The sequence below is a fragment of the Mesorhizobium tamadayense genome (assembly GCF_003863365.1).
GTDB lineage: Bacteria > Pseudomonadota > Alphaproteobacteria > Rhizobiales > Rhizobiaceae > Mesorhizobium > Mesorhizobium tamadayense.
Window position 1 is genome coordinate 32,142 of the sequence record NZ_RQXT01000048.1, and the last position, 22,034, is coordinate 54,175.

26 protein-coding genes are annotated in these 22,034 nt (G+C 64.2%); 13 read left to right on the forward strand and 13 right to left on the reverse strand.

Annotation, left to right across the window (positions count from 1 at the left end; genetic code table 11):
* A complete protein-coding gene (locus EH240_RS28770; protein WP_125004930.1) occupies window positions 1-621 on the forward strand; it encodes an alpha-ketoglutarate-dependent dioxygenase AlkB in 621 nt (206 codons plus the stop codon).
* Window positions 622-678: 57 nt separating this feature from the next.
* Window positions 679-1,803, forward strand: coding sequence for a phosphatase PAP2 family protein (locus EH240_RS28775; RefSeq protein ID WP_125004932.1), 1,125 nt, complete (start codon window positions 679-681; stop codon window positions 1,801-1,803).
* An 85-nt stretch (window positions 1,804-1,888) separates the two neighbouring features.
* Here EH240_RS28775 and coaA read toward each other — a convergent pair whose 3' ends face one another.
* Genes coaA through hisB form a run of 9 tightly spaced genes read right to left on the reverse strand, consistent with a single transcriptional unit; the run spans window position 1,889 to window position 7,606 of the window.
* Window positions 1,889-2,848, reverse strand: a complete 960-nt coding sequence (coaA, locus tag EH240_RS28780; RefSeq protein ID WP_125004934.1) for a type I pantothenate kinase — start codon at window positions 2,846-2,848, stop codon at window positions 1,889-1,891.
* A gap of 23 nt (window positions 2,849-2,871) precedes the next feature.
* Window positions 2,872-3,195, reverse strand: a complete 324-nt coding sequence (locus EH240_RS28785; protein WP_125004936.1) for a phosphoribosyl-ATP diphosphatase — start codon at window positions 3,193-3,195, stop codon at window positions 2,872-2,874.
* 9 nt (window positions 3,196-3,204) lie between these two features.
* Window positions 3,205-3,999 (reverse strand): imidazole glycerol phosphate synthase subunit HisF, encoded by a 795-nt coding sequence (hisF, locus tag EH240_RS28790; protein WP_167484200.1) that lies wholly within the window; start codon window positions 3,997-3,999, stop codon window positions 3,205-3,207.
* A complete protein-coding gene (locus tag EH240_RS28795) occupies window positions 3,996-4,835 on the reverse strand; it encodes an arginase family protein (RefSeq protein WP_125004940.1) in 840 nt (279 codons plus the stop codon). Before EH240_RS28795 ends, hisF begins: the two co-directional genes overlap by 4 nt.
* Window positions 4,832-5,578, reverse strand: coding sequence for a 1-(5-phosphoribosyl)-5-[(5-phosphoribosylamino)methylideneamino]imidazole-4-carboxamide isomerase (gene hisA, locus EH240_RS28800; RefSeq protein WP_125004942.1), 747 nt, complete (start codon window positions 5,576-5,578; stop codon window positions 4,832-4,834). The genes EH240_RS28795 and hisA overlap by 4 nt, the downstream gene beginning before the upstream one ends.
* A 2-nt stretch (window positions 5,579-5,580) precedes the next feature.
* On the reverse strand, window positions 5,581-5,871 hold the full coding sequence (locus tag EH240_RS28805) for a DUF1330 domain-containing protein (protein WP_040972857.1): 291 nt from the start codon (window positions 5,869-5,871) through the stop codon (window positions 5,581-5,583).
* A gap of 2 nt (window positions 5,872-5,873) precedes the next feature.
* Entirely contained in the window at window positions 5,874-6,524 is a 651-nt protein-coding gene (gene hisH / locus EH240_RS28810) for an imidazole glycerol phosphate synthase subunit HisH (RefSeq protein ID WP_125004944.1), read from the reverse strand.
* A 1-nt stretch (window position 6,525) separates the two neighbouring features.
* The gene (locus EH240_RS28815) at window positions 6,526-7,002 is read right to left on the reverse strand and encodes a DUF2628 domain-containing protein (protein ID WP_125004946.1); all 477 of its coding nucleotides are present in this window, start codon (window positions 7,000-7,002) and stop codon (window positions 6,526-6,528) included.
* 4 nt (window positions 7,003-7,006) lie between these two features.
* The gene (hisB, locus tag EH240_RS28820) at window positions 7,007-7,606 is read right to left on the reverse strand and encodes an imidazoleglycerol-phosphate dehydratase HisB (protein WP_125004949.1); all 600 of its coding nucleotides are present in this window, start codon (window positions 7,604-7,606) and stop codon (window positions 7,007-7,009) included.
* Window positions 7,607-7,806: 200 nt separating this feature from the next.
* Here hisB and hslV point away from each other — a divergent pair, with 200 nt between their 5' ends.
* The 5 genes from hslV (at window position 7,807) to EH240_RS28845 (ending at window position 11,977) form a co-directional block, all read left to right on the forward strand.
* Window positions 7,807-8,358 (forward strand): ATP-dependent protease subunit HslV, encoded by a 552-nt coding sequence (gene hslV, locus EH240_RS28825; RefSeq protein WP_125004951.1) that lies wholly within the window; start codon window positions 7,807-7,809, stop codon window positions 8,356-8,358.
* Between the two features lie 74 nt (window positions 8,359-8,432).
* A complete protein-coding gene (locus EH240_RS28830) occupies window positions 8,433-8,957 on the forward strand; it encodes a GNAT family N-acetyltransferase (RefSeq protein WP_167484201.1) in 525 nt (174 codons plus the stop codon).
* Between the two features lie 5 nt (window positions 8,958-8,962).
* Window positions 8,963-9,562, forward strand: coding sequence for a DUF2585 domain-containing protein (locus EH240_RS28835; protein ID WP_125004953.1), 600 nt, complete (start codon window positions 8,963-8,965; stop codon window positions 9,560-9,562).
* A 5-nt stretch (window positions 9,563-9,567) separates the two neighbouring features.
* Window positions 9,568-10,881, forward strand: coding sequence for an ATP-dependent protease ATPase subunit HslU (gene hslU / locus EH240_RS28840; RefSeq protein WP_125004955.1), 1,314 nt, complete (start codon window positions 9,568-9,570; stop codon window positions 10,879-10,881).
* Window positions 10,882-11,017: 136 nt separating this feature from the next.
* A complete protein-coding gene (locus tag EH240_RS28845; protein ID WP_125004957.1) occupies window positions 11,018-11,977 on the forward strand; it encodes a DUF1402 family protein in 960 nt (319 codons plus the stop codon).
* Window positions 11,978-12,029: 52 nt separating this feature from the next.
* Here the strand turns inward: EH240_RS28845 and EH240_RS28850 are convergent, their stop codons facing one another.
* Genes EH240_RS28850 through EH240_RS28865 form a run of 4 tightly spaced genes read right to left on the reverse strand, consistent with a single transcriptional unit; the run spans window position 12,030 to window position 15,577 of the window.
* The gene (locus tag EH240_RS28850; protein WP_125004959.1) at window positions 12,030-12,839 is read right to left on the reverse strand and encodes a 3-methyl-2-oxobutanoate hydroxymethyltransferase; all 810 of its coding nucleotides are present in this window, start codon (window positions 12,837-12,839) and stop codon (window positions 12,030-12,032) included.
* Between the two features lie 36 nt (window positions 12,840-12,875).
* Window positions 12,876-14,105 carry an NAD(P)/FAD-dependent oxidoreductase gene (locus tag EH240_RS28855; protein WP_125004961.1) on the reverse strand — a complete coding sequence of 410 codons (1,230 nt, stop codon included), beginning with the start codon at window positions 14,103-14,105 and terminating at the stop codon, window positions 12,876-12,878.
* Window positions 14,106-14,110: 5 nt separating this feature from the next.
* Entirely contained in the window at window positions 14,111-14,425 is a 315-nt protein-coding gene (locus EH240_RS28860; protein ID WP_125004963.1) for a MocE family 2Fe-2S type ferredoxin, read from the reverse strand.
* A gap of 45 nt (window positions 14,426-14,470) precedes the next feature.
* Window positions 14,471-15,577, reverse strand: a complete 1,107-nt coding sequence (locus EH240_RS28865) for a fatty acid desaturase family protein (protein ID WP_125004965.1) — start codon at window positions 15,575-15,577, stop codon at window positions 14,471-14,473.
* Window positions 15,578-15,752: 175 nt separating this feature from the next.
* Here EH240_RS28865 and EH240_RS28870 point away from each other — a divergent pair, with 175 nt between their 5' ends.
* The 6 genes from EH240_RS28870 to EH240_RS28895 all read left to right on the forward strand — a co-directional run bounded on the left by EH240_RS28870 (window position 15,753) and on the right by EH240_RS28895 (window position 22,031).
* Entirely contained in the window at window positions 15,753-16,784 is a 1,032-nt protein-coding gene (locus EH240_RS28870; RefSeq protein WP_125004967.1) for a LacI family DNA-binding transcriptional regulator, read from the forward strand.
* Between the two features lie 370 nt (window positions 16,785-17,154).
* Window positions 17,155-18,096, forward strand: a complete 942-nt coding sequence (locus EH240_RS28875; RefSeq protein ID WP_125004969.1) for a sugar ABC transporter substrate-binding protein — start codon at window positions 17,155-17,157, stop codon at window positions 18,094-18,096.
* A gap of 169 nt (window positions 18,097-18,265) precedes the next feature.
* Complete coding sequence (locus tag EH240_RS28880; protein ID WP_125004971.1) at window positions 18,266-19,342, forward strand: ABC transporter permease; 1,077 nt, start codon at window positions 18,266-18,268, stop codon at window positions 19,340-19,342.
* 2 nt (window positions 19,343-19,344) lie between these two features.
* A complete protein-coding gene (locus EH240_RS28885) occupies window positions 19,345-20,115 on the forward strand; it encodes an ATP-binding cassette domain-containing protein (protein ID WP_125004973.1) in 771 nt (256 codons plus the stop codon).
* Window positions 20,116-20,212: 97 nt separating this feature from the next.
* Window positions 20,213-21,205 (forward strand): inositol 2-dehydrogenase, encoded by a 993-nt coding sequence (iolG, locus tag EH240_RS28890; protein ID WP_125004975.1) that lies wholly within the window; start codon window positions 20,213-20,215, stop codon window positions 21,203-21,205.
* A 31-nt stretch (window positions 21,206-21,236) separates the two neighbouring features.
* A complete protein-coding gene (locus tag EH240_RS28895) occupies window positions 21,237-22,031 on the forward strand; it encodes an SDR family oxidoreductase (protein ID WP_125004977.1) in 795 nt (264 codons plus the stop codon).
* Window positions 22,032-22,034: the final 3 nt, after the last annotated feature.

The following is a 22,034-nucleotide window of genomic DNA, read 5'->3' on the forward strand; positions in this document are numbered from 1 at the left end:
ATGCTCGTTCTGCCCAAGGGCGTTCGCCACATGCCGGGCTATCTGCCGCGCGCGGCGCAGGAACCGCTCGTCGAGGACATCAGGCGTGTCGTGCAGGCCGCGCCGCTCTACGTGCCGGCCATGCCGCGCACCGGCAAGGAGATGAGCGTGCGCATGACCAATTGCGGCACGCTCGGCTGGGTGACCGACCGCGAGCGCGGCTATCGCTACCAGCAGACACATCCGGTGACAGGCGAGCCGTGGCCGCCGATCCCCGAGCCCTTGCTGCAATTGTGGCGCGAGGTGTCGGCCTATCCGCATCCGCCGGAAGCCTGCCTCGTCAATTTCTATTCGAGCGAGGCCAAGATGGGCCTGCACCAGGACCGCGACGAGCAGGAGTTTGCCGCGCCCGTCGTTTCGGTGTCGCTGGGCGACGACTGCCTGTTCCGCGTCGGCCAGACGAGGCGCGAAGGCGGCACGAAGTCGTTCAGGCTGAAGAGCGGCGATGTCGTCGTGCTCGGCGGCGAGGGACGCCTCTGCTTCCACGGCGTCGACCGCATCTATCCGGCGACATCGGCGCTGCTGAAGAATGGCGGCCGCATCAATCTGACGCTGCGGCGGGTGACGGTGCCTGCAAACTAACCAAATCTACAGTTTTCTCTCATAAGGACGGTCAGGTATTGCGGCTTGGGTGTGGCAATGACTGAAAGCTATCCGGTCCTCCGCGGCCTGTGGGCGATCGCCAGGGAGGCAGCCCAACTCATTCGAAGGGATTCGGGTCTCTATCTGGCCGTCGTCATCTATGTTTTGGCTGGGCTGATCTTTCTGAACGCGATAGGCGCCGCCGACCGCCTCGCGTTCTCGATATATTTCCAGTCCTGGACCGTTCTGAACTGCCTGATATGGCCTGTGCTAGCCATCATTTTCGACGCAATTCTCATTCTACACCGCTTCAATTCCCGGCGACCTCTTGTCGTGAAACGAGTGTTTTCCACTGGGCGGTGGGCATACGCGCTATCCGGGTTGTGCCTTCTCATGGCGCTCATGATCTTTCAAGGCAACTTCACTTCTGTGAAGAACGGGATGTCGCTCTGGCAGGACGGTTTTCGATTTGATGTTGTGCAAGCCAACATCGACGCTTTCCTCCATTTTGGCACCGATCCATGGCGCTGGCTCTACTCCGTGGCCGAAAGTGATCTGGTGCGCGCCATAATAGAGTGGAACTACAACGTCTTCTGGTTTCTACTGAACTTCGGCGCCTTGTTCTTCGTCGCGACATCGCCCATGGTGGCATCGGTCCGGACGCGCTATCTCGCCTGCTTTATGGCAGTCTGGATCCTTGTCGGGAACATCCTGGCTGCGCTGTTCCTGTCGGCAGGTCCGGCATTTTACGGTTCGGTCACGGGAGACACGGCGCGGTTTGGCGAACAGCTTGCATTCCTGGCCCGCGGGGCTGCGTCAAGCAACTCCGCTGCTGCCTATCAGCAATATCTATGGTCGCTGTATGAGGCCAAGCAAACGGGTTTTGCTACAGGTATCTCGGCGTTTCCCAGTGTCCACGTCGGTCTTGCGATGCTGAACGCATTGTTCTTGCGCGAATACAGCCGCTTTCTCGGCGTCTTCGCTTTGCTCTACGTGGCCTTTGTCGCGGTGAGTTCGGTCTATCTGGCGTGGCACTATGCAATAGACGGCTATGTCGCCGCCATCGTCGTGCTCGTGATTTATGTCGTGGCTCGCAAACTGATCCCTGCGGACCGTCGGCCGGTGCCGAGCATGACGAGCGCGACCGTCAATCGTCCTGTTGCGGCCGCTACGGTTTTCTGAGCCCCGTCTCCTTGTGCAAACCCTCCGGCGCGTAGCCGGTTGCATTGCTACCGGCCCGCCCCATTCCGCGCCTCCGCGGGATCGGTCAAAGCTTCCGCAGCGCCACCTCTTCGACCAGGTGGTTGGCGCCCTTGCGCAGGATGAGGTCGGCGCGCGCCCTCGTCGGCAGGATGTTCTCGCGCAGGTTCTTCAGGTTGATGTTGCTCCACAGGCCCTCGGCGATGGCGCGCGCGGCATCCTCCGAAAGCTGCGAATAGCGGTGGAAGAAAGAGTCCGGATTGCGGAAGGCGGTCTCGCGCAGGCGCATGAAGCGCTGGATGTACCACTGGTGGATCAGCTTCTCGTCGGCATCGATATAGATGGCGAAGTCGAAGAAGTCGGACAGGAACGGCACGATCTTGCCGTCCTTCGGCAGCTTGCCCGGCTGCAGCACGTTGATGCCCTCGAAGATCAATATGTCCGGCCGGTCGATGGTCTGGAACTCGCCGGGAATGACGTCGTAGGTCAGGTGCGAATAGACTGGCGCGCGGACATCGCGCTGCGCCGACTTGATGCCGGACAGGAAGCGCAGCAGCGCGCCAACGTCGTAGCTGTCCGGAAAGCCCTTGCGCTCCATCAGATTGTCGCGGCGCAAGATCTCGTTTGGCAGAAGGAAGCCGTCGGTGGTGACGAGGTCGACCTTAGGGCTCGAAGGCCAGCGCGCCAGCAATTCCTTGAGCACCCGGGCCGTGGTCGACTTGCCGACCGCGACCGAGCCGGCGATGCCGATGATGAACGGCGTCTTGACCACGTCTTGCGCGTTGAAGAAGGCCTGGCGTTGCCTGAACAGCAGCTGGCTCGCCTCGACATGCGCCGAAAGCAGGCGGGAAAGCGAGAGATAAATCCGCTTGACCTCTTCGAGGTCGACCGGGTCGTTGAGCGAGCGCAGCCGGTGGATCTCGTCCTCGGTGAGCGTGAGCGGCGTGTCGGCGCGGAATTGCGACCATTGCTCGGCCGAGAAGAAGCGGTAGGGGGAATATTTCTCGGTAGGAGCAAGCTGGTCCATCGAGTCTCCTGCCCTCCTCGCCGTCAGCCCTTGGGCCGGGACGCCTTTTCGGCGACGCCCGAGCGGCCGGTGCGGCCCTCGAGCTCCTTCAGCACGTCGTCCAGGGGAATGCCGGCGATGCCGAGGACGACAAGCCAATGATATAGAAGATCGGCGCTTTCCGAAACGAGGGCCTGCCTGTCGCCGCGAATGGCGGCGATCACGGTCTCGACCGCTTCCTCGCCGAGTTTCTGCGCCGCCTTGTCCATGCCTTTGGCGAACAGCTTCGCCGTCCATGACTCCGGGTCGCCGGAATGGGCGCGCTGATCGATGATCGTTTCCAGCTCGGCGAGCGAAAATTGAGCCATAGCAGTGGTTTAAGTCCGATGGACAGCCGAGTCCAGCCGCATCGGCAGGCCCGCGCCCGCCATATGCGCCTTGGCCTCGGCGATCGTGTAGGTGCCGAAATGGAAGATCGAGGCGGCAAGCACGGCGCCGGCATGGCCGTCGCGGATGCCCTCGACCAGGTGATCAAGCGTGCCGACGCCGCCCGAAGCGATCACCGGCACGCGCACGGCGTCAGCGATGGCGCGGGTGAGCGCGATGTCGTAGCCGGCCTTGGTGCCGTCGCGGTCCATCGAGGTAAGCAGTATCTCGCCGGCGCCGCGGTCGACCATCTCCTTGGCGAATTCGACCGCGTCGATGCCGGTCTTCTCGCGCCCGCCATGCGTGAAGATCTCCCAGCGGTCGGCCTCGCCGGCCGCCGACACCTTCTTGGCGTCGATCGCCACGACAATGCACTGGTTGCCGAACTTGTCGGCGGCCTCAGCGACGAAATCCGGGTTCTTCACCGCCGCCGTGTTGATCGACACCTTGTCGGCGCCGGCCAGAAGCAGCCTTCGGATGTCGGCCACCTGGCGCACGCCGCCGCCGACGGTGAGCGGCATGAAGCACTGTTCGGCCGTACGGGCGACGACGTCGAAGATCGTCTCGCGGTTGTCGGACGATGCGGTGATGTCGAGAAAGCAGAGCTCGTCGGCGCCGGCCGCGTCATAGGCCTTGGCGGCCTCGACCGGATCGCCGGCATCGACCAGGTCGACAAAATTGACGCCCTTGACGACACGGCCGTTCTTGACGTCGAGGCAGGGGATGACGCGGGCCTTCAGCATCAGCGCCCCTCCATGGTCGACAGCAGCTCGACCACCAACTCGCCGACCAGCGGCGGCACGTCGCCCTTGGGGTCGAATCCCGGATCGTAGGCGGAAATGGTGAGACCCGCGATGCTGAGCGGACCGGCAAGGCCGCACATCGCGGTGCGAACCTGCTCCGGCACCGGGCCGCCGGGCGTCGTGTAACGATTAGCCTGCAGCTTTTCCGGGTCATGCACGTCGAGATCGACATGCATATGGATGCGCTCGGCGCCCGTGGCCTTCAGCTTCGCTGCTGCGCCGGCCCAGTCGGGACACTCGGTGCGGATGATCGGCAGCTTCTCCAAAAGCTCTTTCTCGGCCGGATCGAGGTCGCGTGCGTTGACCAGCACGCAACGGGCCGGATCGATTGCCTTGAAGCCCGGCACCTGCGCCGCCATCCGCCGCCAGCACAGGCCAAGCACGGTCGCCAGCGCCATGCCGTCGAGGAAGCCGGAGGTGGAGGTGTCGGGCGTGTTGAGGTCGCCGTGCTGGTCGGCCCAGATGATGGCGTCCCCGCCTTCGCCGGCCACCGCGCCCGCGCTGGTCAGGCAGTTGCCGGCCAGAACGATCGGAAACCGTCCATTGTCCAGCGCGATGCGGACCTCGCCCGAAACGGCGTTGCAGACGGCGAATCCGGTGCCGATCTCGCGCTCCTGCTCGTCCTCGACCACCTTGCCGATGTCGTGCACGTCGACATCGTGGCCGGCGAGCTTCAGCGCCTCGGCAAGCCCGCCGGAGATTAGCGCGTCGGGCCCCTGGCCGCAGCCGCCGTGAAAATGGCCGCTGTCGTAGGCCGCCAGGATGATGGAGATGTTCACGCTCTTGCCTCCGCCCCTTCGCCGCGCAGGATCGCCAGTGCTTCCGCCGGATCGATGCGCCCGTCATAGAGCGCGCGGCCGGAGACCGCGCCTTCGAGCCTCTTGGCGTCGGGCATGGTCATGCGCACGATATCGGCGATCGAGGCGAGCCCGCCGGAAGCGATCACCGGAATCGACACCGCCTCGGCGAGGTCGATGGTGGCGTCCCAGTTGATGCCGGAGAGCACGCCGTCGCGGTCGATGTCGGTGTAGATGATGGCGGCCACGCCCGCCCCCTCGAATTTCTTGGCCAGCTCGATGACGCCGAGTTCCGAGGCTTCGGCCCAGCCCTCGACCGCGACCTTGCCGCCCTTGGCGTCGATGCCGACCGCTATCCTGCCGGGAAAGGCCTTGCAGGCCTCCTTCACCAGCTCGGGCTCGCGCACCGCCACCGTGCCCAGGATGACGCGCGCCAGGCCGCGTTCCAGCCAGTCCTCGATCTGCGCCAGCGTGCGGATGCCGCCGCCGAGCTGCACCGGGTTCTTCGTAGCCTTGAGGATGGCGCCGACCGCCGCGCTGTTGACGCTTTGGCCCTTGAAGGCGCCGTTGAGGTCGACGACGTGCAGCCATTCGAAGCCTTGCTCCTCGAAGGCTCTCGCCTGGGCTGCGGGATCATCGTTGTAGATGGTAGCGGTCGCCATGTCGCCGTGCTTCAGGCGCACGCATTTGCCGTCCTTGAGGTCGATGGCGGGAAACAGGATCACGGTCAGGCGCCCTCGACGATAACGAAATGACCGGTCGACGCCGCCAGCCGGAATTTCAAGGCTTCCTGGTACTCAGGCGACTCATAGCAGGCGAGCGCCGTTTCGTAGGATGAAAACTCCACCACCACATGGCGGTTCCCCGTCGGCCCCTCCGGATTTGTGTAGCGTCCTGCCCGGACCGGAAACTTGGCGCCATATTTGGCGAAGGCTTTTGCGTTGGCTTCGATGTAATTCTTGTAGGCGCCCGGGTCGCGGACATCGATCATGGCGATCCAATAGCCCTTCTTGCTCATGCCTAGGGCCTCCAGTTCAGGAAATTGGTGATCAGCGCCAGGCCGAGCGCCTGGCTCTTTTCGGGATGGAACTGCGTGCCGGCGAGGTTGTCGCGGGCAACGGCAGCCGTCACCGGGCCGCCATAGTCGGCCGTCGCTAGCACCTCGTCGGGGTTGCTCGCCTCCACATGGTAGGAATGGACGAAATACGCATGCAGCCCTTTCGGGCCGGTCTCGATGCCCGAAAACAGCGGATGCTTACGCGCAAGCTCGATCGTGTTCCAGCCGATCTGCGGGATCTTCAGCGCCGGATCGCTCGGCGTGATTTCCTTGACGTCGCCGGAAATCCAGCCGAAGCCCCTGGTGATCGTCTTCTCGAGGCCGCGTTCCGACATCAGCTGCATGCCGACGCAGATGCCGAGGAACGGCCGCCCTTTGGCGATCGCTGCCTCTTCTATCGCTTCCCACATGCCGGCAACGGCATGCAGGCCCGCGGCGCAATCGGCAAAGGCGCCGACGCCCGGCAGGACGATGCGGTCGGCGGTGCGGACCCGCTCGGCATCGGCGGTGAGATCGATGGTCGCGGCAATCCCCGCCTCATGCGCGGCGCGCTCGAAGGCCTTGGTGGCCGAGCGCAGATTGCCCGAGCCATAGTCGATGATCGCAACCCGCATCTCAGGGCCTTCCCGGCGTGTGAGTCAGGCCCAGCGCCATGCCGGTTTGCGCCGGCCGCGCCAGGTTGGTATCTGGCACGATGCGTGGCAGCGGCGCCTGTTCTTCGGTGCGTTCGCCGGCTTCCAGGGCGTGGCGAACCTCGGCATCATCGAGCCTGCCGGCCTCGACGACGCCCCATTCGCGCCAACCGCGGCGGCGCAGCGCCGATATCCGCAGGCCTTGACCTTCGAGCCCGATGTAGAGCGACACCAAAAGCGACAGGCCTGAACCAGCCCATTCGAGGCCGAGCTTTTCGCCGAGCACCGACAGGATCGCCATGACGGCGAAGGTGAGCAGAGCCTCGACCCACAGCCGGTGCCAGGCCAGCCACAGCGGCGAGAACAGGAAGCCGAGCCAGGTGAAGCCGTCGCGCACCAGGCTCGCGTCCTCGGCTTTGTTGCCGCCCGCCGGCGGCTCCATAACGACATAGATGGCCATAGGGCTATCCTTTCAGGGACCCCTTGGTGGACGGCACCGCATCGGGTTGCCGCGGGTCGGGTTCCAGCGCCGTGCGCAGCGCCCTGGCCACGGCCTTGAAGCAGGTCTCCGCGATATGGTGGTTGTTGGCACCGTAATGGTTGGTCACATGCAGCGTGATGCCGGCGTTCTGTGCCAGCGCCTGGAAGAACTCGCGCACCAGCTCAGTGTCGAAGGTGCCGATCTTCGGCGACGAGAAGGCGACGTTCCAGACCAGGAACGGCCGGCCGGAAACATCGATCGCCGCCCGGGTCAGCGTCTCGTCCATGGCAAGCTCGATCGAGGCATAGCGCGTGATGCCGCGCCGCTCGCCTAGAGCCTTCGCCAGCGCTTGGCCGATCGCGATGCCGGTATCCTCGACCGTGTGGTGATCGTCGATGTGCAAATCGCCCTTGGCCTTCACCGTCATGTCGATCAGCGAATGGCGCGACAACTGGTCTAGCATGTGGTCGAAGAAGCCGACGCCCGTCGCGATGTCGGATTTGCCCTTGCCGTCGACATGGACCGACACCGAAATCTCGGTTTCCCTGGTCTTGCGGCTCACTTCGGCGGAACGCGGCGGCATAACTCGGTCCTTGCAGGCTTTCCGGGGGCCCGGGCTTGAAAACGAGAGCCTTCTATCAGCATGATCCGGCGATTGCCAGTTGCCATTCCAGGCGGTATCGGCGGTTTGCAATCACACGCCCTATGCATACATATGGCCGATCAAGGTGACTCGTACCGCGTCAATCGCCTTTCAAGGGATGGCGCGAATCGGAGCTGGAAATGTCGAACGAACTGACCATGCACGCCACGACCATCATCAGCGTGCGCAAGGGCAATAAGGTCGTGATCGCTGGCGACGGCCAGGTCAGCCTCGGCCAGACCATCATGAAGGGCAACGCCCGCAAGGTGCGCCGCATCGGCAAGGGCGGCAGCGTCATTGCCGGTTTCGCCGGCGCCACCGCCGATGCCTTCACCCTGCTCGAACGGCTCGAAGCCAAGCTCGAACAATATCCGGATCAGCTGACGCGCGCCTGCGTCGAGCTTGCCAAGGACTGGCGCACCGACCGCTATCTGCGCCGACTGGAAGCGATGATGCTGGTGGCCGACAAGTCGGTCTCGCTGGCGCTGACCGGCACAGGCGACGTGCTCGAGCCCGAACATGGCATCATGGCCATCGGCTCCGGCGGCAATTACGCGCTGGCGGCGGCCCGCGCGCTGATGGACACCGACAAGGATGCCGAGGAGATCGCCCGCAAGGCGATGCAGATCGCGGCCGAGATCTGCGTCTACACCAACAGCAGCTTCGTCGTCGAAACGCTTGATGCCGCCTGAGGCGAAGCCTGACCATGGTCCCAAATCAGCGGGAACCGGTCTTTGCCTCGCTGACCTCCGGTTCGGAAAAGATCATGGTCGAACAGGAAGATAGCTACGATTTTCGGCCGGTCACCGAAAGGGACCTGCCGATGATCGCCCGCTGGCTGGCAGAGCCGCATATCGCCGAATGGTGGGACGATCCGGAAAGGGAAATCGCCGAGATCCGCGGGCATATCGGTTCGGTTTCGGTCGAGCCGCTGATCGTCGAGCTCGACGGCAGGCCGATCGCCTACCTGCAAAGCTACGATCCGCATCTTGAGGACGACCATCCTTACGCCGACCAGCCATTCGGCACGCTGGGCATCGATCTGTCGATCGGCCCGCCCGATCTTGTCGGCATCGGCCACGGCTCGGCCATTGTCCGCCAGTTCGTCGAGGCGCTGTTCGAGGAAGGCGCGCCGCGCGTCATCATCGATCCGCATCCCGACAATGGCCGCGCCATCCGCGCCTATGAAAAGGCCGGCTTCAGGCCGATCGGCCGCAGGCAATCGCAATATGGGGACGTCGTGCTGATGGCCGTCGACGCGGCCGAAGCCGACACGAACGAGGGGGACTGACCGCAATGACCGTATCCGGGGAAGACAAGACGCTTTCGGCCTATGAGGACAGCTGGCGCATGGGGCTCCTGCTGGTGCTCGCTTTGGTCATTTTCCAGGCCGGGACCCTCTACGGCATGGGCCATCCGCCGATCTGCACCTGCGGCTATGTCAAGCTCTGGCACGGCGTGGTGAACAGCTCGGAGAATTCCCAGCACATCGCCGACTGGTACACCTTCTCGCACATCATCCACGGCTTCCTGTTCTATGCGCTGGCGTGGGCTCTGTTCCCACGCTCCCCGGTCGGGCTGAGGCTGGCCTTCGCCGTCCTCATCGAAGGCGGCTGGGAGCTCCTGGAAAACAGCCCCTTCATCATCGACCGCTACCGCGCCGACACCATCTCGCTCAACTATTATGGCGACAGCGTCATCAACTCGGTCTCCGACACGCTGTTCATGGGGCTGGGATTTGTGATGGCGCGAAAGCTCCCTATATGGATGATTGTTGCCCTGGGGCTCATTTTCGAGTTCGGCACGGGCTACATCATCCGGGACAATCTGACGCTCAACGTGATCATGCTGCTGCATCCGTTCGAGACCATCAAGCAGTGGCAAAGTGGAATTTGAGTACTATGAGCACCTTCTCCCCCCGCGAAATCGTTTCGGAGCTCGACCGCTTCATCATCGGCCAGAAGGACGCCAAGCGCGCCGTGGCGATTGCCTTGCGCAACCGCTGGCGCCGCCAGCAGCTGGAAGGCCAGATGCGCGAAGAGGTGATGCCCAAGAACATCTTGATGATCGGCCCGACCGGTGTCGGCAAGACCGAGATCTCTCGCCGCCTGGCGCGGCTGGCCGGCGCGCCCTTCGTCAAGGTCGAGGCCACCAAGTTCACCGAGGTCGGCTATGTCGGCCGCGACGTCGAGCAGATCGTGCGCGACCTTGTCGAGGTCGCCATCGGCCTGGCGCGCGAGAAGATGCGCGAGGACGTCAAGGCGCGCGCCCAGATCAATGCGGAGGAACGGGTGCTGGAAGCCCTCGTAGGCAAGACGGCGAGCCCGGCCACCCGCGACTCTTTCCGCAAGAGGCTGCGCGACGGCGAGCTCGACGACAAGGAGATCGAGATCGAGGTGGCGGACACCGGTACCGGCGGCATGCCGGGCTTCGAGATCCCGGGCATGCCCGGCGCTAACATCGGCGTGCTCAACATCAACGACATGTTGTCGAAGGCGATGGGCGGCCGCAGGACCAAAACCCGCAAGACCACGGTGCGCGATTCCTATGCGCTCCTGGTCAACGACGAGTCCGACAAGCTGCTCGACCAGGACGAGGTGGTTCGCCAGGCGCTGGAATCGGCCGAGAACGACGGCATCGTCTTCATCGACGAGATCGACAAGATCGCATCACGCGAAGGCGGCATGGGCGCCGGTGTTTCCCGTGAAGGCGTGCAGCGCGACCTGCTGCCGCTGGTCGAAGGCACGACGGTTGCGACCAAATACGGACCGATCAAGACGGACCATATCCTGTTCATCGCCTCGGGCGCATTCCATGTCTCCAAGCCGTCGGACCTGCTGCCGGAGCTGCAGGGCCGTTTGCCGATCCGTGTCGAGCTGCGCGCGCTGGAGAAGCAGGACTTCGTCCGCATCCTCACCGAGACCGAGGCCAGCCTCATCAAGCAGTACATCGCGCTGATGAAGACCGAAGGCGTCGATCTCGTCTTCACCGACAACGCCATCGATTCGCTCGCCGGCATTGCCGTCGACCTCAATGCCAGTGTCGAGAACATCGGCGCTAGACGCCTGCAGACGGTGATGGAGCGCGTTCTGGACGAGATTTCCTACGACGCGCCGGATCGCCACGGCACGGCGGTCACCATCGATGCCGATTACGTGCAGAAGCATGTCGGCGATTTGTCGCGCAATACCGATCTGTCGCGGTTCATCCTCTAACGACAAATGCCGGCAATCCGGCGATGTGTGGCCAGATGGTACCATCTGGCCACCTTTTGTTTCGGGCGAGGGCTTGCTTGTCTCGACTCTCCCGCGCGCTTTACCTAGTTTGCCGCCGACTTGAAGGCGGCGGTGGATGAAGAAACGCATACTTCTTTTTGTTGGCTTGGCACTGGCCGCAGCGGTGGCAACGGCTGGCGCGGCGACCATGGTGCCGCCGGGCAATCGCTACAGCGTGCAGCCGGATATTCCCGGCGCTTCCAGCCGGCGCACCCAGGCCACCAACACCACTTTCCAGGCCAAGTATCGCAAGGTCTACGCGCTGCTGCAGAGCGACGCTGAGCTTCGCGCCAAGATCAGGAAGGCGGCGGCGGCCTACGGCATCGATCCGATGCACATCGTCGGCGCCATCGTCGGCGAGCACACCTACAATGTCGATGCCTACGACCGGCTGCAGACCTATTACGTCAAGGCGATGTCCTATCTGTCGAGCAAGCTCACTTTTGCCTATGACGGGGAGGACGTCAGCGATTTCGTCCAGCGGCCGGAATTCAGGAAATGCGCCGCCACGGGCGACAGCTACGATCTTTGGGAATGCCGCGAGCAGGTGTGGAACCATTCCTTCCGCGGCAAGACCGTCGACGGGACGAGCTTCCCCGACGACCGTTTCGGCGCCACCTTCTTCCAGCCCTATTATGCCGGCCAGACCTTCGGTCTCGGCCAGCTCAACCCGCTGACGGCGCTTCAGATGAGCGACCTCGTGCACAAGGTTTCCGGCCTGCCCGAGCTCGATGTCAACGATCCGAACGCGGTCTACAAGACCATCATGGATCCGGACCTGACGCTGCCTTACGTCGCCGCGACGATCAGGAAGTCGATCGATGCCTACAAGAGCATCGCCGGCTTCGACATCTCGCACAATCCGGGCCTGACAGCGACGCTCTACAATGTCGGCAATCCCGAGCAGCGCGCCTATGCGCTGAAGGAAGAGAACGAGCAGCGCCGCGCCGCAGGCGAACCGGAAAAGCTGCCCGAGGAGAACTATTACGGCTGGCTGGTCAACGACAAGCTGGACGAGCTGAGGGCGCTTTTCTAACGGCCTGGGTTCGGGCGGCCCCGGGGTTCAGGCGGCCCTGGGCTCGGGCTGCTCAGTAGCTTTCCGAGGCGAGATATGCCTCGAACTTGGCCAATTCCTCCGGGTCTGCCTCGACGATGTGGCGCGGTTCCGGATAGGCGCCCGACCGGATGTCTTCGGCATATTCGCGGAAGGCGGCGATGCGCTCGTTCTGGATGCGTTCGAACTCGGCCGCGAGGTCGCGGTAGCGCTTGGCATGGCGCGGATAGCGGCCGCGATTGCCGCCGAGCACGTCTTCCGAGAACAGATATTGCGCGTCGCAGCCGGCGCCGGCGCCCATCGAGATCATGATCAGCGGCGTGCGCCTTGAGATCGCGCTCGCGACGCCCGCCGGAACAACTTCGATCTCGGCGGCGAAGGCGCCGGCGGCTTCGAGGTCCTTGACCTGCTTCCAGACGAAGGCGGCGCTCTCGGCCGTCTTGCCGACCGCCTTGAAGCCGCCCGTCCAGGTCGCATGCGCCGGGATCAGGCCGACATGGCCGCAGACCGGGATGTGCTCGTCGCGCAGGCGGCGGATCGTCTGCAGGCTGGCCGAGCAGTACATGGCGTCGGCGCTGGCCGCGCGCAGTTGCACCGCCATGCGCAGGATCTCGTCGGTGGTGGCGCCCATCTTCGGCCGTTCGTCGCCGGGAATGGCGAAGCAGGTGGGCGCGGCGTCGCGAAAGCGCGGGTCGAACATCACATCATAGGGGACCGAGATGATCTCGATGCCGGCGCGCTCGGCAGCCTCGGCCTCCTCCAGCGAGAAGACGCGCAGCTTTGAGAGCTGCCGCTTGCCCTTCAGCGACTGCAAATCGGCGACGGTCGGTCTGCTGCGTGCCATGTCCCTGATCCCCTCAATCCTGATGAAAGCGCTGGGTTATGCCGCCAGCAGCGACTTCAGCTTGACCGCCTGCGAGCCGAGCGCCTCCGGCGCCGGCGTCGCCCGTTTCGCAATCAGCATCTCGGCCAGCCGGATATCGCGCGCCACCGCATTGCCGGGGCCGATGCCGCTGGCCGCGACCAGCCTTCCGTCCTCGGCCAGGTGGAACAGGATGAAGGCGCCGTCGTCGAGATCGCGCCGCACGGTCGAGCGGCCTTCGTCGGAAAGCCCGGCGATCTGCAGCGTGAGCCCGTACTGATCCGACCAGAACCACGGCACGGCGGCATGGGCCTCGTTGGCGCCCAGCATGTTCTTCGCCGCGAGCGCGCCCTGTTCCTGTGCGTTGCGCCAGGCTTCCAGCCGCACGCGCCGGCCGCCATAGATGGCGAGCGGGAACGAGCAGCAGTCGCCGGCCGCGAAGATATCCGGGTCATCGGTGCGCAGCATGCCGTCGACGGCGATGCCGTTGTCGATCGCAAGTCCCGCCTCGGCGGCAAGCGCCGTCACCGGCATGGCGCCGATGCCGATCACGGCAAGATCGGCGCCGATCCCCTGTCCCTCGGCAAGCTCGATGCGAACCTCTGCGCCGTCATCGGCAATCGCCGCGATGCCCCGGCCGGTGAGGATCGTCACGCCTTCGGCCTCATGCGCCTTGTGGATGATCTCGGCGATCTCGGCCGGCACGCCGCGCATCAGGATGCGCGGCTGCGCCTCGATGACCGTGACCGTCGCGCCGAGCTTGCGCGCCGCGGCGGCAAGTTCCAGGCCGATGAAGCCGCCGCCGATGACGGCGACGCGGTTTTGGGGACTGAGATGGGCGCGGATGGCGAGCGCGTCGTTGAAGGTCCTGAGATAGACGCAGCGCGGCCCAAGGCCCGGCATCGGCAGCTTGCGCGGCACGGATCCGGTCGCGAGCAGCAGCTTGTCGTAGGCAAGCGAGGATCCGTCGGACAGCCGCACGACATGTTCGGCGCGGTCGATCGCGACCGCCCGGACGGAATGGCTGCGACGGATCGAGCATTCGGCCAAAAGCTCGTCGCTGGCGATCGCCTTGATGGCCGGCGCCTCGCTGGTCATCGCCTCTTTCGAAAGCGGCGGCCGCTCATAGGGCAGATGCGGCTCGTCGCCGACCAGCGTCACCGGCCCTTCATAGCCGAGATCGCGCAGGGCAAGCGCGGCCCGCCCGCCGCATTCGCCGGCGCCGATGATCACCATCCCCGCCTGCATGGCTCTCACCCGACCTGAATGAGGACTTTGCCGGCGTCGACCTTGACCGGATAGGTCTTGAGGTTGACGCAGACCGGCGCGCCGCGCGCATCGCCGGTCTTGTAGTTGAAGCGGCCATTGTGCTTCGGGCATTCGATGATGTCGTCCATCACCAGCCCCTCGGCCAGATGCACCTTTTCATGCGAGCAAAGGCCGTCGGTAGCGAAATACTCGTCGTCCGGGCTGCGGTAGATGGCGAAGGTGCGGCCGCCGTGATCGAAGCGCATCACGTCCTCTTCGTCGATGTCTCCGGCCGCGCAGGCCTCGACCCAGTCGCTCATGTCGTCCTCCGGCGAGAAAATTGATGGCAGGCTGCGTCGGGCCGGTCACTCGGCCGCGGCCGCCATCGGATTGTGGTTGTGCAGCTCTTCCCGATAGGGCTTGGCCGTCGGCGGCAGCTCGCGCTTGAGGAAATAATCCTCGTTGCGCAACTGGCGCAGGAAGGCGGGGATCATCTCGCGGTAACCGGCCAGGATCGACGGCGTCGGCGCCGGCAGGTCGTGCTTGATCAGTTCGTGCAGCTTCGGCAGCGCGTGGTAGGGCACCATAGGGAACATGTGGTGTTCCACATGATAGTTCATGTTCCAGTAGATGAACCGGCTGACCGGGTTCATCAGCACCGTGCGGCTGTTCAGGCGATGGTCGATGACGTTGTCGGCGAGGCCGCCATGCTGCAGCAGCCCGGTCATGACGTGATGCCAGGCGCCGTAGAGCCGGGGCAGGCCGACAAGCATCAGCGGCAGCCACGAATGCATGTAGAGCGCCAGCGCCATGGTCGCGATGTAGATGGCGAGCCAGATGCGGGCGACGCGGATGGCCTTCGGCTGCTCCTGTTCGGGAATGAAGGTCTTTTCCGCGGCGCTGACGACGCCGGCGGCGTTGCGCACCATGTCGGTCGTTGCGTGCCAGACGTCGGGGATGCCGAAGAAATTCAGGACAACGCGCAGGAGATCCGGCGGCCGCATAACGGCGATCTCCGGGTCTCGGCCGACGATGATGGTGTCGGTGTGGTGGCGCGTGTGGCTCCAGCGCCAGGTCACCGGATTGCGCATGATCATGAAGCAGGCGATCTGGTAGACCGCGTCGTTCATCCACTGAGTGCGGAAGGCCGTGCCGTGGCCGCATTCATGCCAGCGGGAATCGGTCGAGGAGCCGTAGAGCGTGCCATAGACGAAGAAGAAGGGGACGCACCACCAGGTGCCCCAGAACCAGGCGCCGCCGGCGCCGCTGAGGATCAGCGCGCCGAGCCAGATGATGGTGTCGCGGATCGCCGGCTGGTCGGAGCGCTGCATCAGCTCCTTCATCTGCTTGCGCGGGATCTCGGTGTGGTACCACTCGGCCGCCGCCAGCCCGTTCTCGACCGCGAGCTTGGCGTCGCGTCCGGTCAGGCTGTAGTCGCGTCCGGCCGCTGCCGGAGACGTGATTGCCGCCATTGCGGGGTCCTCCATCGCCGCCCGGCGAGCGGCTCTCGGCAATGCCGGGCTCGCGCATGGCTGGCTTCGACTTCACCATAGCGCCAAGCCATGATAGCCTCAATGTCACAAAGATAGATTCTATCATTTCATATCAGAACGAGCTATTCTGAGTTGGGCAGGCGACGGAGCATTCATGGCAAAGCGATCGACAATCACCGATCTCGCGCGCGTTTCCGGCGTCAGCGTCGCCACCGTCGACAGGGTGTTGAACAACCGCTTGCCTGTGCGCGAGGAAACGGCGCGCCGGGTCTACGAGGCGGCGACCGATATCGGCTACCACGCCGCCGGGCTGATCAAGCAGCGCATGCGCCAGGACTTGCCGGAATACCGCCTCGGCTTCCTGCTTCTGCGCGGCAATGACGTCTTCTACGGCGATTTCGCGCGGGAGCTTGAGCTGGCGGTCTCGCAGTCGCAACGCTTCCGCGGTGTCGCGACGATCGACTTCGCCGCTTCGCTGGCGCCCGACGAGATCGCCGGCCAGATGCGCAGGCTGGCGGCGAAATCCCGGGCCATCGCCGTTGTCGGTCCGGACCACCCGACGCTGACGGCGGTTGTGGAGGCGCTGAAGGCGAGGGGGCAGCCGGTCTTTTCGCTGCTGTCCGACTTCGCCGCCGGCATCCGTGAGGGCTATGTCGGCCTCGACAACCGCAAGGTCGGGCGCACGGCGGCCTGGATGATCGCCAAGGCGGCCAAGAAGCCCGGCAAGGTCGCGCTGTTCGTCGGCAGCCACCGCTTCCACGGCCACGAGTTGCGCGAGATCGGCTTCCGCTCCTATTTCCGCGAGCACGCACCGGACTTCACCGTGATGGAGACGCTGGTCAACCTGGAAGCCAACCAGGTGACGCATGATGCGATGCTCGACCTTCTGGCGCGGCATCCGGATCTTGCCGGCTGCTATGTCGCCGGCGGCGGCATGGAAGGCGCGGTCGCGGCGCTGAGAGCGGCGAAGCCGGCGAATATGCCTGCGGTCGTGTGCAACGAGATCAACGCCGAGTCGCGTGCCGCACTTGCCGACAACATCCTCACCATGGTGATCTCGACGCCGCTCGCCGCCCTTTGCCGCGAGCTTGTGGCGCTGATGGCGCATGCCATCGAGAGCGGCGCCGCCAATGCGCCCGGCCAGACTTTCCTTCCCTTCGACATCTATGTCCCGGAGAACATCTAAATGGCTCCGGCGTGGTGATGTAATCCATCAGCCTGATAAGATTCCGTCACTGCTCTAACAAGGGCAAAACCCCGTTCAACGGCCTCGCAATTCTTGGTCAGGCCCCTGCCTGGCACCGAGCGGGAATGAAAATCCCGCATCTTCATTCCGAATCGCCCTTGACGTCTCCACGCGAAATGGAATAAATATTTCACCAACTAGGCATTTTGGTTCTTTCGTTCCGGAGCGTCTGTTTCAAACGGAGGACCGAGCGTTCCATTTGCGCAAGGAGAACGCCGTCGGGAACGGGCGCAGGGAGAGATTCCCCGGAAAGTATCGGGGATTCCGGTTCAATCGGTGCAGCCGGACACCAAGTGGAGGAGAAACTAAAATGAAGAAACTGCTTTTGGGCGTCGCGCTTTCGGCGCTGATGAGTTCGTCCGCCTTCGCCGCCAAGATCGGCGTCTCGATGGCCCTTTTCGATGACAACTTCCTGACCGTGCTGCGCAACGGCATGGTCGCGCAGGCCAAGGGCATGGACGGCGTCCAGTTGCAGGTCGAGGACGCGCAGAACGACGTCGCCAAGCAGCTCGACCAGATCAAGAACTTCGCTGCTTCGGGCGTCGACGCCATCATCGTCAACCCGGTCGACACCTCGGCCACCCAGGCGATGTCGGACGCGGCCGCCGCGGCCAAGATTCCGCTGGTCTATGTCAACCGCGAGCCGGTCAACGTCGACACGCTGCCCGACAACCAGGCCTTCGTCGCTTCGAACGAAGCCGAATCCGGCACGCTCGAGACCAAGGAGGCCTGCCGCCTGTTCAAGGAAGCCGGCAAGAAGGAAGCCAATGTCTATGTGATCATGGGCGAACTTTCCAACCAGGCCGCGGTGCAGCGCACCAAGGACATCGAGGAAGTGATCGCCACGCCGGACTGCAGCTTCATCAAGATCATCGACAAGCAGACCTCGAACTGGAAGCGCGACGAGGCGCAGAACCTGATGACCAACTGGCTGTCGGCTGGCAAGCCGTTCGACGGCGTTATCGCCAACAACGACGAAAGCGCCATCGGCGCCATCCAGGCGATGAAGGCCGCCAATATCGATATGAAGTCTGTCGTGGTCGGCGGCGTCGACGCCACTCAGGACGCGCTGGCCGCGATGCAGGCGGGCGACCTCGATGTATCGGTCTTCCAGGACGCGGCCGGCCAGGGCGCCGGCGCGCTCGACGCGGCTTTGAAGCTCGCCAAGGGCGAGAAGGTGGAGCACAAGGTCTACATCCCGTTCCAGCTCGTCACGCCGGCGAACATCGACAAGTTCCTGAAGAAGAACTGAGGCTGCGCTTCTCAAGAGCAATTCCAGGAAAAGTGTGAAACGGTTTTCCGTCCGGAATTGCTCAAAACAAGAGTGGAGCGGCGCATCAGATCAGAACCACAGCGCCGCTCCAAATTCCCTAGCCGCCCGAACGGGCGGGAGGGCGATCGCGGCCGACGGAGGAAAAGACATGGCACAGACATCTCATGGCGTCGGCGGGCTGACCTACGACGCGAAGAAGCGTGCATGGCCGGCAGAGTTCAACGTTTTCCTGGCGCTGGTCATTCTCGTCGTCATCTTCGAATTGATCGGCCGGGTCTTTCTCGGCGACAGCTTCCTGTTCAACACCCGCGAGAACGCCACGGGCATCTTCAACGAGGCCCGCCTGCAGATCATCATCCTGCAGGTTTCGATCGTCGGCATCATCGCCATCGGCGTCACGCAGGTCATCATCAGCGGCGGCATCGACCTGTCCTCGGGCTCGATCGTTGGCGCCACCGCGATGATCGCCATGAGCTTCGCCCAGGTGGCGACGGTCAACGGCAACCCCAATCCCAAGGCGATGTTCCTGGCACAGGGCTGGACCGACCTGCCGGTCATCGTGCCGCTGCTGGTCGCCATCGGCTGCGGCCTGCTGGCCGGCCTGGTCAATGGCGCGCTGATCGCCTACACGCGCATCCCGCCCTTCATCGCCACGCTCGGCATGATGGTCACCGCGCGCGGCATCGCCAAATGGTGGTCGAAGGGCCAGCCCATCTCGTTCCCGACCGACAGTTTCGCGGCCATAGGCAAGGGCCTGATGCCGGTCGTCATCTTCATCTCGCTGGCGATCCTGTTCCAGCTAATCCTGTCCTACACGAGATACGGCAAGCACTGCTACGCCGTCGGTTCCAACGAGGACGCCGCGCGCATGTCTGGCATCAAGATCGCCAACCACAAGGTGCTGGTCTATGTCATCGCCGGCATCCTCGCCTCGCTCGCCGCGGTGGTGCTCTCCTCCAAGAACCTCACCGCACAGGCCGGAATGGGCGTGATGTACGAGCTCGACGCCATCGCCATGGCGGTCATCGGCGGGGTCTCGCTGTCGGGCGGCCGCGGGTCTATCATCGGCACCGTGATCGGCTCGCTCATCTTCGGCGTCATCATCTCCGGCTTCACCTTCCTGCGTCTCGACGCCTATTACCAGGAGATGGTCAAGGGCGTGATCATCGTCGGCGCAGTCGTTCTCGATCAATGGCGCCAGCGCCGCCGGGCGATAGGAGCTTGACCATGTCCGACATCGTTCTGAAGACCGAAAACCTCACCAAGCACTATGGCGGCGTGCATGCGCTCGAAGGTGCGAATTTCGAGCTGCGCAAGGGCGAGCATGTCGCCATCATGGGCGACAACGGCGCCGGCAAGTCGACCTTCGTGCGCCAGATCACCGGCGTCGAGCAGCGCACCGACGGCAAGATCTGGTTCGACGACAAGGAGGTGAACTTCGCCGGTCCGATCGAGGCGCGCGAGGCGGGCATCGAGACGGTGTTCCAGAACCTCGCCTTAGCCGACGATCTCGACGTGCCGTCGAACCTGTTCCTCGGCCGCGAGAAGGTGTTGTTCAACCTCGGCCCGTTCTCGATCCTCGACCGCAAGTACATGCGCAAGGCGACCGAGGCGGCATTGGTCCGCACGGCGGTGAAGATTCCGAACCTCTCCAGCACCATCCGCCACATGTCGGGCGGCCAGCGCCAGTGCGTGGCGATCGCCAGGACGGCGACCTTCGCTTCCAAGCTCATCATCATGGACGAGCCGACGGCAGCGCTCGGCGTGCAGGAGACGGCGCAGGTCGAAAACATCATCCGCACGCTGAAGGAAAACGGCGAGCCGCTGATCCTGATCAGCCACAACATGCGGCAAGTATTCGACCTGGTCGACCGCATCGTCGTCTTCCGGCGCGGCCGCATCGTCGCCAATTTGCGCAAGCAGGACACCGACGGCAACGACATCGTCGCCTACATCACCGGCGCCAAGACCGGCGAGGCGCAACTCGCGGCCGCCTGACATGCCGGCTGATCGTTCACGATCGGCTGCTGTTTGAAGATCGACCGCGTCCCGATGGGCGCGGACACACGTTAGAACCACGCTCAAAGGAAATTCCATGACCCTCCGCTTCGCTCTTCTCGGCGCCGGCCGCATCGGCAAGGTGCATGCCCGCGCCGTCGCCTCCAACCCGCAGGCCAAGCTGGTGGCCGTGGCCGACGCCTTCGAGAAAGCGGCGACGAATCTGGCATCGGCCTATGGCGCCGAGGTGCGCACCATCGACGCCATCGAGCAGGCCAAGGACATCGACGCCGTCATCATCTGCACCCCGACCGATACCCATGCCGATCTCATCGAGCGCTTCGCCAAGGCCGGCAAGGCGATCTTCTGCGAGAAGCCGATCGACCTCGACGTCAAGCGCGTCGAGCAGTGCCTGGCCGTGGTCGAGAAGGCGGGCGCCACGCTGATGGTCGGCTTCAACCGCCGCTTCGACCCGCATTTCGCCGCCGTGCGCAAGGCGATCGACGACGGCGCCGTCGGCGCGGTCGAGATGGTCACCATTACGTCCCGCGATCCCGGCCCCCCGCCGCTCGACTATATCGCCCGCTCCGGCGGCATTTTTCGCGACATGACCATCCATGACTTCGACATGGCCCGCTTCCTGCTCGGCGAGGAGCCGGTCGCGGTCAGCGCGCATGCCGCGGTGCTGGTCGACAAGAAGATCGGCGAAGCGGGCGATTTCGACTCGGTCAGCGTCATCCTCGAGACCGCGTCCGGCAGGCAGGCCGTCATCTCCAATTCGCGCCGCGCCACCTATGGCTACGACCAGCGCATCGAGGTGCATGGCTCGAAGGGCATGGTCGCGGCCGAGAACCAGCGGCCGGTGTCGATCGAGCTCGCCAACGACAAGGGCTACACGCGTCCGCCGCTGCACGACTTCTTCATGACCCGCTACATCGACGCCTATGCCAACGAGATCGCGGCTTTCATTGGCGCTGCAACCGCGGGCAAGAAGGCGGCGCCGAGCGGCCAGGATGGGCTGATTGCGCTGAAGCTGGCGGACGCAGCGCTGCAGTCGGCCAAGACCGGCAAGACCGTCCGCGTCGATTGAACTGTTTGGACTCGATTACAGGAGCAGAGCGATGAACGGGTTGGCCGGTCGCAATTCAGAAACGCGCGCCATCGTCACCGGCGGCGCGCAGGGCATCGGCTTCGCGGTTGCCGAGGCATTGGTGGACGAGGGCTGCCGCGCGCTGGCGCTCATCGGCCGCTCGCAGGAAAAAGGCGACAAGGCGGTCGCCGCGCTGAAGAAGAACGGCGTCGACGCCATCTTCATCAGTGCCGATGTCGCCAAGGTCGCCGACTGCAAGCGCGCCGTCGCGACGGCGATCGACCATTTCGGTACCTTGAACGCGCTTGTCAACGCCGCTGCTACCTCGGCGCGCGGCTCGCTGGTCGAGACCACCGAGGAGCTTTTCGACCAGATATTCGAAACCAATGTGCGCGGGCCCTTCTTCCTGATGCAGGGCCTCGTCGCGCATCTGCTCGAGCGTAAGGCGCCGGGCTCGATCGTCAACGTGCTGTCGATGTCGGCGCATGCCGGCCAGTCCTTCCTGACGCCCTATTCGACCAGCAAGGGCGCGCTGATGACGCTGACCAAGAATGTCGCCAGTTCCTATCGGCAGAACCGCATCCGCTGCAACGCCGTGCTGCCCGGCTGGATGGACACCGAAGGCGAGGCGATCGTGCAGAAGAAATGGCACGATGCCCCGGACGACTGGCTGGAAAAGGCCGAGGCCACGCAGCCGATGGGCCAACTGGTCAAGCCGGCGCAGCTTGCCCGGCTGATCACCTATATGCTGAGCCCGCAGGCCGGCGTCATGACCGGTTCGCTGGTCGATTACGACCAGAACATTGCCGGCGTGATAGGGGAGTAGCAT